Source organism: Mesorhizobium sp. M1D.F.Ca.ET.231.01.1.1 (assembly GCF_003999155.2).
GTDB lineage: Bacteria > Pseudomonadota > Alphaproteobacteria > Rhizobiales > Rhizobiaceae > Mesorhizobium.
In genome coordinates this window covers 169,747-186,158 of record NZ_RZOZ02000010.1, presented here as the reverse complement: position 1 = coordinate 186,158, position 16,412 = coordinate 169,747, and the positions used below count along the sequence as shown (strand labels likewise).

Genomic DNA, 16,412 nt, shown 5'->3' with positions numbered 1-16,412 from the left:
GGACGTTACGACGGGCGGTCAGTGGTTGAAATATTGCGCGTTTTGCGACGCAAAGGTCGAAAATGAGATTGGTTTTCGACCGGTCAGACGCTCGACCGTGTCGGTAACGATGGCGTTGCGACCTTCAGCGATGTTCCTGCTCAGACCGACGATGAAGTCGGCCATGGCTTCGCTGCCGCCCCTCGCCAATACTCTGGTGCGAATGTCGTCCAATGGAACTTCGCTGACGCTGATCGGCCGGCCGGCGGCAGCGCCGATGATGTTGGCGAGGTCACGACTTGTAAGGGCCTCGCCACCGGTCAGAAGCAGATGATGTGAGCGCGCATCGTCGTTCAAGAGTTCAAAAGCCGCGACCGCCGCGACGTCGCGGACGTCGATATAGCTTACCGGCTGGCTCGCGGATGCTGTTTCAAGGATGGATTGCTGCCTGATCTTGGGGGCGTAGGAACCGGTCGTGTAGTTTTGGAAGAACCAGTTTGGCCGCAGGATACAAAAGGAGTGTCCCGACCGTTCCACGGCCACCTCTGCAGCCCTCTGCGGCTCGGTGTCGTTCTGCACCTGGCAGTGAATCTCCGACATCATGACAATGCGTTCCAACCGGGAAGCCGAGGCCAGCAATTCCCTGATTGCGGGAGCCGGCTCATCGTGTGGCGGCTTGATCAGGTAGATTGCCTGGATGCCGTCCAGAGCGCTGCTCCAGGTAGTGCGATCATCCCAATCGAAGCGGCGCCGTTCGACCGAGCCTTCCTGTGTCGCACAGTTCAGGCTTCGAACGCCCAAGACATGGGGTTGGCCGCCGCTTTTCTGCAACGCCTGTGACAGGGACGTGCCAACCTTACCGGTTGAGCCGGTAACGAGTATCTTCCGCTGCATCTGATTGTGCCTGTGTCGAATTTGGGTGGCCCGGAGGAGCCGTTGCGCCACCTCCGGGTCGGATCAAATGATCATTCAATGAGGTAGATCGGGTCAGGCAACTTCCGAAGCGCCTCTGGAAACCCGTACTTGTCGAAAATTGCTTTCAACTCACCCGAATCGCGCATCTCCTTGATGCCATCGTTGATCGCCGTAACTAGTTCATCGTTCCCTTTCTTGATGGGAAACGTATTCAGCGCGGGCTTCATGCTTTGGCCAACACGTTTGTCGGGAGGAGGGACCGTTACCTCAGCCTTGATGTCCAACAGCTTGAGCTGGGCCGGAGACGATGCAGCCGCGTCGATAACGGCGTCGAGGCGCCCATTCTTGAGGTCGGTATAGACGCTCTGTTGGGACTGATAGAGCGTGAAGGTGGACCCGATCAGTTTCTGCAGATCGTCGTTCCACATGTTCCCTTGAAGGGTTCCAACACGCTTCCCGACCAAGGCATCGAGGGTCTTGAACCCGCTTGGTGAGACAATCGACAGATTGTCCCTGTAGATGGGCTCCGTGACACCCATCACCTTGGCGCGTGACTTCGACAGGTACCAATCACCAGAAGCCACGTCGGCGCGTCCGCTTTGGACGGCCTGGATGACGGCGGCGATATCGAGCGTCATCGGCTTTGCCTTAAGGCAATTCAATTCCGCAATACGGGCTAGGACCTCGCCATCCACACCGACGAGCTTGTTGTCCTCGATGCCGATGTAAGGTGGCGCCTGATAGGCTGCAACGGTGAGCACACCGTCTTCGACAGTCTTGAGATCATGCTTTGGCTTGCAATCGCTACTAGCGGCGAATGAGAAGCCGCCCGCCATTTGCGTCAAGGCGAGCACTAGGCTGAACAGGCCTATCTTCTTTATTATCATCATTTCTCTCCCATTATTGTTGCTTGTGCAGGGCCACCTCTACGCGTGCGGGTCGAGCCTGCGTTCGATCACCGCGACACCGGCCGACGCCGGGATGGCTATGGCGGCGTAGAAGATCCCCGCCAGGACAAACACCGCCATATACTGGAAGGTCTTGCTGCCGTAGCCATAGGCCTGGCTCATGATCTCGGGGACAGTGACCACGAAGGCCAGAGAGGTCGCCACGAAGATCGCGATTCCAATGCTGAGCAAGGGTGGGATGGCTATGCGGACCGCCTGTGGAAGGATGACATCCCGGAAACTGCTCCACCGCGATAGCCCGCATGCGTCGGCGGCTTCCTGCTGCCCCTTCGGCACGGCCTGGATGCTGGCGCGCACGACCTCGCTGCCATAGGCCCCGGTCTGGAAGGCCAACGCCGCGGCGGCCGCGACGAACCCACCCATGGTTATACCCACATCCGGCAGGCCATAGTAGAGGAGCTGAAGCATTACCAGCAGCGGAAGACCTCGCCCGACTTCAATCACGCACAGGGCAACCGCGCGCATGTGCCTGTTGCGGGTCATCACCCAAATGGCAAGCAGCAAGGCCAGCGCATAGCCGAACAGCAACGCAACGAAGGTCAACTCCAGGCTCGCAACCAGGCCCGAAAGCAGACTGCTGCTGGCATCGCGGACAGTCTCTGTGAACGCCTCCCAGTTCATCCCAGTGAAAACCTCGCTCTGAGCCGGCTGTCGATGTTGCGTGACAGGTAGGCGAGCGGCAGACTGAGCAGCAGATACGTCAGGCCGCTCAAGGTCAGTACCTGGATGGCATGACCAGTGCGTTGTGCTTCCTGCAGAGCGTTGAAAGCAACCTCCGATACCCCGATCGTCGAGGCCACGGCGGTGTCCTTAAGCAGGCCAATTCCGTATGTTCCCGCTGGCGGCACAGCCACGCGCAGCGCCTGCGGGGTGACAATGTAGAAGGCGGTGTCGAATGGCCTGAACCCCAGAGCCTTGCAGGCGTCCCATTGGCCGGGTGCTATGGCAAGGATGCCAGCCCGGTATGTTTCGGAAAGATATGCCCCTGAAATGAGCGACAGTCCGATGAGCGCCGATGTGAAAGCACCCAAGGTCACTCCAAGATCGGGAAGCCCGAAGTAAATGAGGAAAAGCCACGTGATCGGAGGCACCGAACGAAGCACATCGACAAACAAGCGGGCCAAGTGCCTGGCCCCGGCGTTCGGCGCCATGCGTATCACGGTGATAGGAACCGCCAGCAGGGCCCCAATCATGAAGCTCACCAGCGTCAACGCGATCGTGTAGGGAATCCCACTGACAATGGCGTTGAAACTTGCCTCGATCATCTGTGCAACACCGCCCGCAGAAACTGACGTGTCCGTTCTTCGCGCGGATGGCTCATGATCTGGTCAGGCGGTCCCTGCTCTAGGATCTTGCCGTCCACCATCACGACGACCTCATCGGAGACATCGCGCGCAAAGTGCATTTCGTGGGTCACCACCATCATGGTCATGCCCTCGTCCGCGAGCTTTCGCATGACGGACAGCACCTCGAGACCAAGTTCGGGATCCAAAGCTGAGGTCGGCTCGTCAAAGAGGATGACCTTGGGATTGAGGGCGAGCGAACGGGCGATGGCGACACGCTGCTGCTGGCCACCCGAGCACTGAGCTGGGAGGTCATTGAGCTTTCGACCGACACCAAGCCGTTCAAGGAGCTGGCGCGAAATGTCGTCGGCCTCCGCCCGCGACCGTCCCAGCACGCGCTCCTGCGGTAATGACACATTTCTCAGCACGGTCAGGTGGGGGAACAAATTGATGGACTGGAAGACCATGCCTACATGGCCCCGGTAGCGAGATAGCTGCGAGGCCTTGGGTTGGACTTTGCCCGCCGAGAAGATGGTGTCTCCGGCAAAGACGATCTCGCCTTGCGTAGGCACTTCCAGCAGATTGACGCACCGAAGCAGCGTGCTCTTGCCTGCTCCGCTCGGCCCGATCAGCGACACCACCGCGCCGCGCTGTATGGTAAGAGAGACGTTATGAATCGCGGCAAAGGCACCGAACGATTTGGAGATGTTTCGGAGCTCAATGGCAGGACCTTCGAAACCTGGCCCCGCCACATCTACCTGGCGCGATTTGACGCTTGCTAGGTTCACTCTCCACCTACTTCATGCCGGCCAGCTTCGGTTTGGCAAACGCCTCCAGCCACCACGGCAAGGAGCGTTCGCTCTTGAAGTCTTGGCCTGTCAGTTCCCCATCGGCCGAGTTCGGCCTGCTTGTCTTGTCTGGCGCACTTAATCCGCGGGCGGCTTGACCCTCCCGCTCTTGCCCGCCTTTCCTTTCTGCTGGTCGACCGTCTTATTCATTGCGGACGCGGCGCCGCCGCCGCGCAGCATGTCCAGGACGAACCCGGCATACGTCTGCGAGATCTCCTCCGGGGTCAGAGGGCCCTGTGGCGAATACCATCTCGACACGGAGGTGCACATTTCTATGGCGGCAAAGCTTGCAAGCTTGACGTCGGCGACACCGAAAATGCCTTGGGCCACACCATCCGATATGGCTGCTCGCCAGAGCGCGGCATACTCGTCGCGCAACGCCGTAATTTCTTGCTTGTTTTCGCCCGTCAGAGATCGAACTTCGTTTTCGGTAACAAGGGTCTCAAGCCTGCGCGACGCGGTCAAAAGCACGTGGCTTCGGGCTAAGGCCGTGACTCGGCCTTGCGGGTCCTGCGCGCTCTCAAGGGCGGCCCGGGCAACGCTGAACTGGTCCTGCATCGAATCGTACATCAACTCGAATAGCAGATCCTGTTTGGAGCGGAGGTAATGGTACATCGCGGCGCTGGACAGGCCGGTGCGACGAGCAATCTCGCGAATACCGGTGGCCGCGTAGCCAAACTCGGCAAACAGCGCGATCGCGGCATCCCTCAGTTCCGCAGGAAGCGGAGGCGGAGCCTTTTTGGCAGTCTGGAACCGTGCCATTTCATCTCCGCTCTTATCGAACGATCGATTGAAAATTTGTAATCGAACGGTCGATAACTTGTCAATCGATATCGTTGCCCCGAGCGCCTTCACGGATGTTTTTCGGGAGAAACCCATTGGCGCAAAATCGAGCAAGGCGCGGCTGTGTCGCCAAAAAACGCCACCGCTGCGGTACCTCGCAACGAGATGGGTGGCGCACCGCTACCGACTAGTTGGCATAGTCAGGATCGAGCACGTCCAGCCGCCTCTTCATCTCGTCGAAATGCGCGATGGCGTAGTCGCGGACGCCTTCCTGCCATTCCATCGCGGTTTTTTCCGCGACGTTGTCGGAAAGAACACTGAGTGGCTGCCCAGTCGATAAGGCCAAGACCATGGTCTGGCAAGCACGTTCCAGGTAGTACATGCAGTCGAAGGCTTCGGCTACCGTCTCTGCTGCCACCAGAACACCATGGTTGCCCATCATTAGAACCGAACGGTTGCCGAGAACGGACGCCAGGCGTTCACCTTCGGCTTCGCTGTTTGCAAGGCCCTGGTAGCCGAGATCGATGGCCACACGGTTGAAGAACCGCGCGGTGTTTTGGTCGATGGGCTTGATCTCAGGGTTCGCAAGGCTCGCCATAACTGTGGCGTAGACCGGATGGAGATGCAGCACGCAGCGCGCCTGCGGCGCCAGGGCGTGCAGCCTGCCGTGGATGCACCAAGCAGTGACGTCCGGGGCATCGGGGCGGTCCATAGTCGACGGGTCATCGCTGTCCAGCAGCAGCAGATCGCTGGCTCGGACGGCCGAAAAGTGCTTCCAGCGGGGATTCATCAAGAACCGTTTTCCGTCCACCGAAACGGCGAGTGAAAAGTGGTTGCCGACGGCCTCATGCCAGTCGTTGATCGCCGCCAGGCGAAAAGCGGCGGCAAGGTCGACGCGCCGCTCCCATTCGCCTTCATGGAGGGCTGTTGGCCGTTGTCGTGCGGCTGTTTTTGCCATAGCTGTCCTCCTCAATTGATAAGTCCCTTCAGTTGAACCGCCCGTCCACGCCGAAAGCCCGGGCGCAAGCCGCACCGCCGTTGCAGTGCCTGCTTAACCAATGGTCCCGGAATCGTAGGTATCGGCGGTCAGGCCGATGCTTTTGACGCGATGGCGCTCAACCCTCTGGCTGGCGGTGCGCGGCAATGTCCCGATACGAACGTAGCGCGGATGCATGAACTTGGGCAGTTTTTCGATACCCCAGCTGTGGAGTTCCTTCGGCGTCATCGTTGCGCCGTCGACCAATTCGACGGCCAACAAGATTTCTTCGTCGCCAAGGGCAGCGGGGACGCCAACCGCTGCAGCGAGCTGCACCATCGGGTGGCTGGCGAAAACCCCTTCCACCTGGAAGCAGCTGACGTTTTCTCCGCGCCGCCTAACGACATGCCCGAGGCGTTCGATGAAATAGAAATATCCGTCCGTGTCCCGGGTCACCAGGTCTCGGGTTGCAAACCATTTGCCCTTGAATGCGGCTTTGGTTTGCTCCGGGTCGCGCCAGTATCGCCGGAACAAGCCATGTGGCGTGCGGGACCGCAGCAGCAACTGCCCGGGCGTTCCGGGCGAGACATCCCGATCGTGTTCATCGACCACTCTGGCATCGAAATAGATCGACGTCCGGCCGACAGAGCCGTGCTTTCGGTCGCGTTCTGTCTGGTAAATGGGCTGGCAGCATTCGGTTAGCCCGTAGCCTTCGAGAACTTTGCAATGGAAGCGCTTTTCGAACTGCGCCAGATCTTCGGTGCGCACACCTCCGCCAAGGCACGCCCGCAGCCGGTTGCCGGACGTGCGCTCTCCCGCGGAGCGAAGAAGAATGGCAAGGATCGCACCCACATAGTCAAAGACCGTTGCCTCGACTTCGCTGGACCGCTGCCAGAAGGTCGAAGCAGAGAACCTCTTCTCGAACGCGTGGGGCGTGCCGTTGACCACGCTTCCCGCAAACGCCCAGAATGCATTCACGTGATACAACGCAGTCACGCAGAACACTCTGTCATCCTCGTCCAGCTCAGCCATGGCCGAGAATTCCCGACCGAAGAAGGCCAGGTAGCCGTGGGACAAAACACATCCCTTGGATTTGCCAGTGGTTCCCGAGCTGAAGATGATCAAGGCATCCGTGCCGGGCCCTGGTGGGCTGGCAGGAGGGTTCGGGCGGCCGTCGAGCTTGAGCAGGTCGGCTATTTCGATCGCACTGGCAATTTTTGTTGAGCCACCGTCGACTACGAGTAAGGTGGGCTCGGCTGTCGCGATCATCTCGCCAAGAAGGTCGCTTCCGAGGCCGGGATTCAACGGAACCAGTGTTGCGCCGATCCGCCAGGCCGCCACGATTATGACGAACAGCTCGATGCTGTTCTCGCAGATTGTAACGACGCGTTCGCCGGCTTTCACCCCTTGGGCAAGCATTGCCGTAGCCGCGGTTCCGGCTGCCGCCCAGAACCCGCCATAAGTCGCCTGCTCGTTGCAAGGGCCAATCAGGAACAGGCAGTCGGGCCGCTCGCTGGCGTAGCGCTCCAGGCAGGAAAGAAGCGTCCGGTCAGCTCTTGCTTGCGCCATTGTTGGTCCGTGGCTGAGCATAATTTGGCGCGCGGCCGGCACGAAAAGCCGTCATTGCTTCGCGCGGATCGTGTGTCGAAGCCAGAAGATATGCCGTCATGATCTCCATTTCGCGGCTGTCGTCGAGCGACATCGAAGGCAAAATATCCAACAATTTCTTCTGGAACTGCAGCGCCATCGGTGAAGATTTGCGCAGTTGATTTATGAGCTTCAGGGACTCGGCCCTGATGTCGTTGTCGGCGGCAATCCGGCTTACAAGACCCAACTGCTCGGCACGTGCAGCCGGAAGCTTCTCATTGAGCAACAGCATGCGGCGAGCCCATCCGAGGCCCAGCGTGTGCGTAAGCAGGTATGTGGCGCCCATGCCGACGTTCCAGCCATGTTGGGTTTCCGGCAGCCAGAAAATCGCATCTGGGGCGGCGACTACATAATCACACGCCAAGGCAATTTCCAAAGCCTGGCCGATGACCCAGCCATGCACGGCTGCGATTGAGTTGATGTGGGGGTGCCTCAAGATGCGCGCCAGGTCCGTGAGGCCGCGCTCGGAAGCAATCAACTCGTACATGCCGGAATCCGGGCCTGAGCTGACCGACTCCACGAGATCCTGGTAACCATCAAGGGAAGCACCAGAGGAGAAGTTCTCGCCCTTGCCGTGAAGGACAATCCACCGGTAGCCCGATCGCGCGGCATCCTCGGTGGCCTCCACAATGCCAGAGACCATGACGGGATCCATGGCATTGAGCGACCGAGGCGAATTTAGCCCTATGAAGACGGTCTCGTCTTCGATTTCGCAGATGACTTGCCCGGCACCATATGATTCCTGCATCACATACTCCATTAGCCCAAGGAATAACTGAAATCGTTGGTAAGCGTTGAGCGATCAATTCCGAGCTTGGCGATCAGCGCCGATTTCGGCCGCCCCATCGCCAGGTCGGCCAGTCCCTCAGCTGCGACCAGGGCCGAGCTGTTGCCGAAAGAGAATCCCGACGCCACGAGAAGCCCGGTCGCTGCTGGATGACGGTCAATGATGGGAAGGTTGTCCGAAGTATAGGGAATGCGGCCGGCCCAGCTTTCCTTGAATCCGCTCGCGGAAAGACCTGGAAAAAGGCGCACGAAGCGCCTGAGGATCCTGCCGACGCCGTCGACGTCAGGCTCCCAGCTGAAACCGGCATCATCGACCGGTCCGCCGAAGACGTATGAGCCGTCGCTGCGCTGCGAGATCGCGTCCATCATGCACTCGCCGACCTTGGTTTCACGTCGGTCGAACAGATCAGGCGAGAAGCTGGGCAGGTCCTTGACGAGCGGTGTGTAGGCCGCCAAGCAAATGGCACCGTAGAGAACACATTTGAGGCGTGGCAGCTGTGGCGTTGTGGCGATGAGCTGATTCCTCATGCTCTTGACCGGAAGCTCAAGCGGCCCGCTGCTCGTGGCCATCCTGTGCCACGGCCCGGTCGCCCATACCACGATAGGCGCCTCGAACCGGCCAGCATGTGTGCTTATCCCGGTGACACGACCGCCAGCCGTCAATATCTCCAGAACCTCATGACCTTCGAGAACGGTCGCCCCTGATCTCACGGCCGACCCCGCCAACGCTCTCACCACAGTAGCCGTGCCGATCTGGGCGTCCTCGCTGCAAAAGCTCGCGCCGACGACGTTTTCATGAACGTCGGGGGCGAGCTCGAGGAGCGACTGCCGGTCGATGAATTCAATGTTCAGGCCGTCGCGGCGGCGCGCGTCGACGAACTCCTTGATCAGTGACAGCTGCCCCTGGCTCTCGCATAGGACGAGGCCGCCGTTCCTGCGGTATTCAAAGTCGCCGCCCATCTCATCATGAAAGTTGTCCAGGAGAAGGCGGTTGCGCCGCGCAATATCCAAAGACACCCCTTTGCGGCCGTGCAGAAATACAAAGCCGATGTTGCGCGAGGAAGCACCGAAGCCAAGCCGGTTGCGTTCAAACAAGGCCACGTCGAGGCCTTCCCTGGCCAACGCGCGTGCTGCCGCCGCGCCGACAATGCCCCCGCCGACAATGATTGCATCGAAAGTCCTGCGATCCGATCCGCTCGTCACTTTTCAGATCCCAATGTCGTGGCAGGGCCAACAGGGCCGGCTAAATTCCTGAGAACACCCCATCGGAAGATCCGTCATAAGGCCACCTCAACGAAATTATCGAACGATCGATAGACAAAAACTTATCGACTGTTCGATAAGTAGTCAATGCGTTGCGGAGCCTCCCCTGCCGTTTTTCACGGCATCGAATTTCGACGGCTTACGCCTGGCCCCGCGACACTCGGTACCGAGGACCCATCAGGCACCACATCGGAGATCGGCAGCTCGTAGGCGTGCGGTCGCTTAAGAGGAATGGGAAAGGTTGACGCCAGACAACCTTGCGGCTCGGCAGCCATCACGCATCCCTTTCGGGACAGCGTCAGCCTAGCTGATTGTGGGGGCTGCCGACGATTTCGAGAGTGCCGGAGCCGGCACCCGATGCAGCAAAGGTCACAATGCCATCTAGGCGACTCGGTGGACTGTATGCATCGCGATCACAGCACAACCATAGCTCTCGAGTTGCAGAGTGTTTCCCACACCCTCACCGGTCAGGAGATCCGTGCCCACCGGCACGCCCGGCACCGCCACGGGAGCGTCCGTGGTGTTTTGGATGAACATCAACTGGCGATCTTGGGTCTCGCGAACTGATACCTCCACCCCGGTTGGCAACTCTGGAAGCAAGGGCGCGACGCCCGCCCGAGCAAGGACTGTATCTGCGACAGCTTCGGCAAGTGCCGCAGTAAGATAGGTGCCAACATAGACGACGCGGCCCTTGCCGAGCTGCCGGCTGGTGATCGCCGGCTGTCCGGCGCAAAAGCGGTTCGACCAACAACCCAGCACCTCGGTGTCCGGCGCGACCTCGAGCAGTTCGTAGAGATGCGCCGCCTCAAGCTGCCGGTTACCGAAGGTGAAGTGGTATTTGCGTTCCGCCGACGAGGCGGGCAGCGGCGATGGCGGCACATGGGCGCCCATGGCAGGCTGTCTGAACAGGGGGAACAAACCATTGCCACCTTCCGGTACGATTCGGCCGAATTCGGTGACTTTGACGCCGCTCAGAGCTGACAGGGCGGCGCCCGGTGCCTGCTCACGGACGATGTGGTTGTTCCCATCCCTTGTTCCGGTCAGGGCAGATAGGATCAATGTGCCGCCGTTGCGGACAAAGGTCTCGACGCCTTCGTTCCAATCGTCCTTCCACATCACCCAGTGCGGGATGTAGAGCGCCTTCAGCCGCGACAGGTCGTCTTCGGGGTGGATGAAGCCGCAGGCTATGCCCTTGTGGTAGCAGTATCGGTGCAGAAGCGTTGCGTCGTCGAGCGGACTCGGAAGCCCGATCGGATAGGTCTTGTGCGCTTCCTGGTTGTCGAAGTCGGCGCCGGCGATGCCAAGATCCATCCGTACCGCGGTGCCGAGGATCTGATCCTTGATGCCGGCGATCTCGTGAAAAAATCGGCTGGCCTCGTCATAGCGGCGGCGCGGGACGTCGTCGTGGTCTATGACGCCCATCCAGTAAATCTCGGCGCCGAAATGGGCGGGGCGCCAGCGAAAAAACAAGATGCCGTCTGCGCCGCGCGCCACCGACGTCATGGCCATGCGGCGCATCTCGCCGGGCTCCGGCGTCATGGTCGAGAAGCCCGGCTGGCTGCCGAGCCCGGAAGCCTGTTCCGGCACGATATAGTTGCCGCTATATGCGCGGCAGATATCGAGATGCAGCGCTTGCGTGGCCGCGTGACCGCCGCTGCGGCGCATCTCGTCGTAGAGCATGGGATAAATGTCGAAGCCGATGAAATCGAGGTCCTGTCCGAACGGGCCGCGGAAATCGATGTCGGCGAGCTGGCCAAGATTGTGGAAGATGAACCAGTCCTGATTAGCGGCGCGCAGGATCTCGACCTGGTCGTGCTGGAAAGCCGCCGTCGCCGCGGCCAGGAAGCGATGGTAGTCCTGCACCTGCCCGGGGCTCGGATACGATGGCATCAGCGGCCGCGGCAGGTCGATTTGCGAGAAATCGTCGTAGGCCGTCGCCCAGAAATGGCCGCCCCAGGCGAAATTCAGCGCGCCGATCGCGCCGTATTTGTGCTGCAGGAATTTCTGGAATTCCAGCCGCGTCGAAGGCGCGAACGACTCCGAAACCGTCGTGTTGAGCTCGTTGTCGGTCTGCCAGCCGATGACGCGAGGATTGTTGTTGTAGTGCTCGGCCATGGCGCGCGTGATGCGGCGGCTGTGAGCGCGAAACACGGGGCTGGTGGTGTCGGCGTGCTGACGCGATCCATGGCTCGCGCGGTGGCCGTTGACGTCGACGCGCAACACCTCGGGATAGTTGACGGTCAGCCAGCGCGGCGGCGTCGCTGTCGGCGTGCACATGATCGTGTCGATTCCGACAGCACCGAGAACCTCGATTGCCCGGTCGAACAGATCGAAGTCGAACTTGCCTTCATAGGGCTCGAAAATATGCCAGGCGAACTCCCCCATCCGGACCGTGTTGACGCCGGCGGCAAGCATGCGCTCGGCATCGCGTCGCCAGCAGCTCTCGTCGACATGTTCGGGATAGTGCGGTGCTCCCAGAAGGAAGCGGTCGAGATTGAGCGGTCGCCAAACCGAAAGCGGGGCGGGCTTCTTGCAGTGCATGCGGATGATACTCTTGGATGCGAGGGTCAGGTTGCGGGAACGGGTTTTCGCGACGTCAGCGTGCGGCCATCGGGTCCGAACAGATAGGCGTCGGCGATCTCGAAGCCGGCCGTCAGCCGGGCGCCGACACTGATGGGCGACACCTTGTTGAGCTGCACCGTGAAATTGCCGGTGCCGCTGTCCGAATTGGTTGCTTGGAGGGGGGAAGCGTCGAGGTAGAGAACCGTTTCCCGTCCCAGATGTTCGACCAGCCGCACCTGGCCAGGGAACGATGCCTGGCCTGCGTCTGCCCGCTCGAGCACATGCAGGTTTTCCGGTCGGATTCCGACGGTCACCGCGTCGCCAGCCGAAATGCCGACCGGATCAATGTCGCCGAAGGCAAATGCCGGCATTCCCGCCGCCGTCAGCGTCAGGCTGGCCGCGCCGACGGTTTCCACCCGCGCTTCGATGAAGTTCATGCGCGGCGCGCCGAGAAAGCCGGCGACGAAGATGTTGGCCGGGTTGGCGTAGAGCTCGAGAGGGGAGCCGACCTGCTCGACCTGCCCTTTGTTCAGCACCACGATCCGGTCCGCCATGGTCATGGCTTCGATCTGGTCGTGGGTGACGTAGACCATGGTGGAGCCGAGCTGGGCATGCAGGCTCGAAAGCTCCACCCGCATCTGCGTACGCAGCGCTGCGTCGAGGTTCGACAGCGGTTCGTCGAACAGAAACACCTCCGGCGAGCGGGTGATGGCGCGGCCGATCGCGACACGCTGGCGCTGCCCGCCGGACAATTGCTTGGGTCGTTTGTCGAGCTGCTCCTCAAGGCGAAGGATTTTGGCGGCGCGCTTGACGGCGGCATCGATCTCAGCCTTTGGCCGCTTCGCCATCCGCAAGCCGAAGCCCATGTTTTCCGCCACGGTCATGTGCGGGTAAAGCGCGTAGGATTGGAACACCATGGCGATGCCGCGATCGCCGGGTTCTTCCCGGGTGACATCGTGGCCGTTGATCACGACCTGGCCGGAATTGATGGTCTCAAGCCCGGCGATTGTCTTCAGCAAGGTCGACTTTCCGCAGCCCGAAGGCCCGACCATGACGACGAATTCCCCCTTTTCGATCTTCAGGTCGATCGCCTTCAGGGCATGATAGCCGGCGTAGTGCTTGTCGACCTTGCGCAATTCCACGCTGCTCATCGCGAGGCGCCTTTCCGTGTCTGCCGGTTGCGTCCGTATGGTCCGACCTGAAATCCTGAAGCGGAGATCATCCCTTGACCGCCCCCATGGTGAGGCCGCTGATGAAATGCTTCTGCATCAGGAAGAACATGACGACCGGCGGCAGGGCGACGAAGATCGTTGCCGCCGAAATGATGTTCCAGGCCGACGTCCATTCGCCGCGCAGATTGTTGAGCCCGGCGGTTACGGGTTTGACCGCGTCGCTCTGGGTCAGCACGATCGCCCAGAAATAGTCGTTCCAGATGAAGGTGAAGGTGAGGATGGCGAGCGCCGCCAGTGCGGGCCGCACCAGCGGAACCACCACATGACGCAGCACCTGGAAGGGCGAAGCCCCTTCGGCGCGCGCGGCCTGGAACAATTCGCCGGGCAAGGCGGCGATGAAGTTGCGCATGAAAAGCGTCGCAAAGCCGGTCTGGAAGGCGATGTGGAAGACGATCAGGGCGTAGACGGTGTCGTAGAGGCCGAGCCTCACCATCAGATCACGCACCGGGATCATCATGATCTGGGCCGGCAGAAAATTGCCGCCGACAAACAGCGCGAAAATGAGGTTTGAACCGCGGAACGGATAGCGGGACAGGACGAAGCCGGTCAACGTCGACAGGATCAGCACGCCGATCACCGAGGGAACGGTGATCAGCAGGCTGTTGAGGAAGAAGCGCAGCATCGCGGTCTGTTCAAAGACCGCCATGTAATTCTCGATCAAGCTGAATTTCTGCGGCCAGCCCCAATAGTTGCCCGCCATCAGCTCTTCGTTGGAGCGGATCGACGTGAGCATCACGGCAAAGAGCGGCAACAGCCACAGCGCGACGACCAGGGTCACGCCGCCGACATAGAGCGCACGCTGGAGCTTGGCGTCTTCAGGGATCGGGCGGGGATACATCAGGCATTGCTCCGTTCGGCCTTGATGAGGCCTCGCAGGTACCAGGCGATGAAGACGATCATGATGGCGAAGAGAACCGTGGCGATTGCTGCGCCGTAGCCGAAGCGATAGGAAAAGATCGATTCCTCGTACATCTGGTAGGCGAGCACCGTCGACGAGCCATAGGGGCCGCCGGTGGTCATGACCGCGACCATGTCGAAGGAGCGCAGCGCGCCGATCACCGTGACTGCGATGGCGATGAAGCCGACCTGCGACAGTTGCGGCAGGACCACATGGCGCAGCATGCGCCAGCCGCGCGCGCCGTCGACGCGTCCGGCTCCGATCAGGTCCTCGTTGAGGTTGTTCAGGCCGGCCAGGAACAGCACCATGCAGAAGGCGATCTGCGGCCACAGACCGGCGGTGGCCACCGCGAAGGTGGCGAAATTCTCGTCGGAAAGCAGCGCCGGCGCGGTGCCGCCGAACAGGCCGAAGATCAATTGCAGCAATCCATAGGTCGGATCGTAGACCCAACCGAAAACGACGCCCACGGTCACCGTGGCCAGCACCAGCGGGATAAAGAACAGCGATTTCAGGATGCGCATGCCGCCGATCTGCTGGTTGACGATCAGCGCCAGCGCGAGGCCGATCGGCGGCGCCAGCATGAAGATCAGCAGCCAGATGATATTGTTCTTGAGCGAGACGTAGAATTGCGGGTCTTCGGCCAACTCGACATAGTTGGCGAGGCCGACCCAGGTCTTCGCGCCGATACCGTCCCAGTCGTGCAGCGAGATCCAGACCGTCTCGAAGGAGGCGGCAAGAATCACCAGGCTGAACAGGATGAGACCCGGCAGAAGGAGAAGTGCCGGTGTCATCCAATGACGATTTCTGCGCCAGAAGCGGGGCATGGGAATTCATCCAAAAGAGAGACGGGACCGCCGGGAGAGGCGGCGGCCCGTCAGGTCCGGGAGGACTAACCGAAGATTCTCTTGCGGGTCTTTTCCAGCCGCTCGAGGATCTGATCGCGCCGTTCGGGCTTGACCATGAATTCCTGGAGCCCGGTCATGCCCTCCTGGGCCATGTCCGGATCGGTGTCGCGATCGTAGTATTGCGAGGTGCCAACCACCTTCTTCAGTTCCTCGACGGCGGCGTTGACCAGCGGATCCTTGCTCGGCGGGCAGTCGTTGCGCGGCGGGATGGCTCCCTCGGCGGCGAGGAAGGCGCCCAGGTTCTCCGGCTTGTAGAAATAGGCGAGGAAGTCGCGCGCGCCTTGCTTGTTCGTTGCGTTGGCAGGCACGTGAATGGAGTTGACCGAGAAATCCTCATACCGGGCGACGCCGGGGACGACTTCGGGAAACGGCGCATAGGCGAGTTGCGGAACGTCGGCCTCCGGGAAGGCGGATCTGACGAAACCGCCGAGGTCCATCATGGCCGCCTTCTTTTGCGCCAGCGCCGCACCCGCCTGTTCCCAGCCGAAGGAACTGTGGTTGGGCGAGAAGAAACCGGCCTTGATCAGATCGTTCCATTTGTCGAAGACGGGCGTCAGCATCGGATCGGTGTACTGGACCTTGCCGTCCATCAGCGCGATGTGCTTGTCGAGGCCGTTGATGCGCAGGTTCAAATGGTCGAACCAGCCGCCTGCGGGCCACAGTTCCTTGGTGCCCATGCTCATCGGGATCATGCTTGCGGATTTCGCTGCCTCGCCAAAGGCGAGAAAATCGGTCCAGGTCTTGGGCGGCGTCCAATTGTGTTCGGCAAAGACGTCCTTGCGGTAGAACAGGCCCCAGAGCAGACCGCCCATCGGCAGGCCATATTGCTTGTCGCCGACGGTGACGGCATTCGTCGTGGCGCCGAGCACGCTCTTGTAGTTCTCGTGGGCGAACAGATCGGAGATGTCGTCGAACAGGCCCTTGTTGACGAAGGCCTTCATGCGGTTACCGGAAAACCAGAAGCAGATGTCGGGAGCGCCGACGACGAGATAGCTGCGGATTGCGGTCTTGTGCGCCTCGTGATCCATGTTGTTGATGGTGACCTTGGCGCCGGATTTCGCCTCGTATTCGGCCGCCAGCCTGTGCAGGATGTCGCGTTGCCCGACATTGCTGAGGTTGGAAATGATGGTGATTTCTTGCGCTTGCGCCAATGCCGGGAGGCAAAGGTTTCCGGCGGCGGAGGCAGCGATGGCCGCACCCGTGCCCTTGAGAAAGCGGCGTCGCGTCGTGCGAAGGCCGGCTAAGGCGTTGGTCATGGCTTTTATCTCCTCCCTGAGAACAGCCGGATTCCAATTGAACCGAGGCAAACGGTAGCGTATGCAGATGAACCCGGTCAATAGTTAATTTACAAAATTAATAATGAGGAC

Annotated in this window: 15 protein-coding genes; all 15 read right to left on the bottom strand. The window is 60.6% G+C overall.

Annotation, left to right across the window (positions count from 1 at the left end; translation table 11 throughout):
• Positions 1-18: 18 nt before the first annotated feature.
• Positions 19-873, bottom strand: coding sequence for an NAD(P)H-binding protein (locus EN874_RS24500; RefSeq protein ID WP_127426969.1), 855 nt, complete (start codon positions 871-873; stop codon positions 19-21).
• Positions 874-944: 71 nt separating this feature from the next.
• Positions 945-1,781, bottom strand: coding sequence for a transporter substrate-binding domain-containing protein (locus EN874_RS24495; RefSeq protein WP_168247586.1), 837 nt, complete (start codon positions 1,779-1,781; stop codon positions 945-947).
• Positions 1,782-1,820: 39 nt separating this feature from the next.
• A complete protein-coding gene (locus EN874_RS24490; protein WP_127426967.1) occupies positions 1,821-2,483 on the bottom strand; it encodes an amino acid ABC transporter permease in 663 nt (220 codons plus the stop codon).
• Positions 2,480-3,127 carry an amino acid ABC transporter permease gene (locus EN874_RS24485; RefSeq protein ID WP_127426966.1) on the bottom strand — a complete coding sequence of 216 codons (648 nt, stop codon included), beginning with the start codon at positions 3,125-3,127 and terminating at the stop codon, positions 2,480-2,482. The genes EN874_RS24490 and EN874_RS24485 overlap by 4 nt, the downstream gene beginning before the upstream one ends.
• A complete protein-coding gene (locus EN874_RS24480) occupies positions 3,124-3,933 on the bottom strand; it encodes an amino acid ABC transporter ATP-binding protein (RefSeq protein WP_127426965.1) in 810 nt (269 codons plus the stop codon). Before EN874_RS24480 ends, EN874_RS24485 begins: the two co-directional genes overlap by 4 nt.
• A gap of 138 nt (positions 3,934-4,071) precedes the next feature.
• On the bottom strand, positions 4,072-4,848 hold the full coding sequence (locus EN874_RS24475) for a TetR/AcrR family transcriptional regulator (protein ID WP_168247585.1): 777 nt from the start codon (positions 4,846-4,848) through the stop codon (positions 4,072-4,074).
• 115 nt (positions 4,849-4,963) lie between these two features.
• Complete coding sequence (locus tag EN874_RS24470; RefSeq protein ID WP_127426963.1) at positions 4,964-5,734, bottom strand: class II aldolase/adducin family protein; 771 nt, start codon at positions 5,732-5,734, stop codon at positions 4,964-4,966.
• A gap of 93 nt (positions 5,735-5,827) precedes the next feature.
• Positions 5,828-7,321 (bottom strand): AMP-binding protein, encoded by a 1,494-nt coding sequence (locus EN874_RS24465; RefSeq protein ID WP_168247584.1) that lies wholly within the window; start codon positions 7,319-7,321, stop codon positions 5,828-5,830.
• Positions 7,302-8,147: an enoyl-CoA hydratase/isomerase family protein gene (locus tag EN874_RS24460; RefSeq protein ID WP_168247583.1), complete on the bottom strand. Its 846-nt coding sequence runs from the start codon at positions 8,145-8,147 to the stop codon at positions 7,302-7,304. Before EN874_RS24460 ends, EN874_RS24465 begins: the two co-directional genes overlap by 20 nt.
• Positions 8,148-8,158: 11 nt before the next feature.
• Positions 8,159-9,388, bottom strand: a complete 1,230-nt coding sequence (locus EN874_RS24455; protein WP_127426960.1) for an FAD-binding oxidoreductase — start codon at positions 9,386-9,388, stop codon at positions 8,159-8,161.
• A gap of 441 nt (positions 9,389-9,829) precedes the next feature.
• Complete coding sequence (locus EN874_RS24450) at positions 9,830-11,989, bottom strand: beta-galactosidase (RefSeq protein WP_127426959.1); 2,160 nt, start codon at positions 11,987-11,989, stop codon at positions 9,830-9,832.
• A gap of 26 nt (positions 11,990-12,015) precedes the next feature.
• The gene (locus EN874_RS24445) at positions 12,016-13,161 is read right to left on the bottom strand and encodes an ABC transporter ATP-binding protein (protein WP_127309401.1); all 1,146 of its coding nucleotides are present in this window, start codon (positions 13,159-13,161) and stop codon (positions 12,016-12,018) included.
• 67 nt (positions 13,162-13,228) lie between these two features.
• On the bottom strand, positions 13,229-14,080 hold the full coding sequence (locus EN874_RS24440) for a carbohydrate ABC transporter permease (protein WP_127426958.1): 852 nt from the start codon (positions 14,078-14,080) through the stop codon (positions 13,229-13,231).
• On the bottom strand, positions 14,080-14,964 hold the full coding sequence (locus EN874_RS24435) for a sugar ABC transporter permease (protein WP_127426957.1): 885 nt from the start codon (positions 14,962-14,964) through the stop codon (positions 14,080-14,082). Before EN874_RS24435 ends, EN874_RS24440 begins: the two co-directional genes overlap by 1 nt.
• 65 nt (positions 14,965-15,029) lie before the next feature.
• On the bottom strand, positions 15,030-16,301 hold the full coding sequence (locus EN874_RS24430; RefSeq protein WP_127426956.1) for an ABC transporter substrate-binding protein: 1,272 nt from the start codon (positions 16,299-16,301) through the stop codon (positions 15,030-15,032).
• Positions 16,302-16,412: the final 111 nt, after the last annotated feature.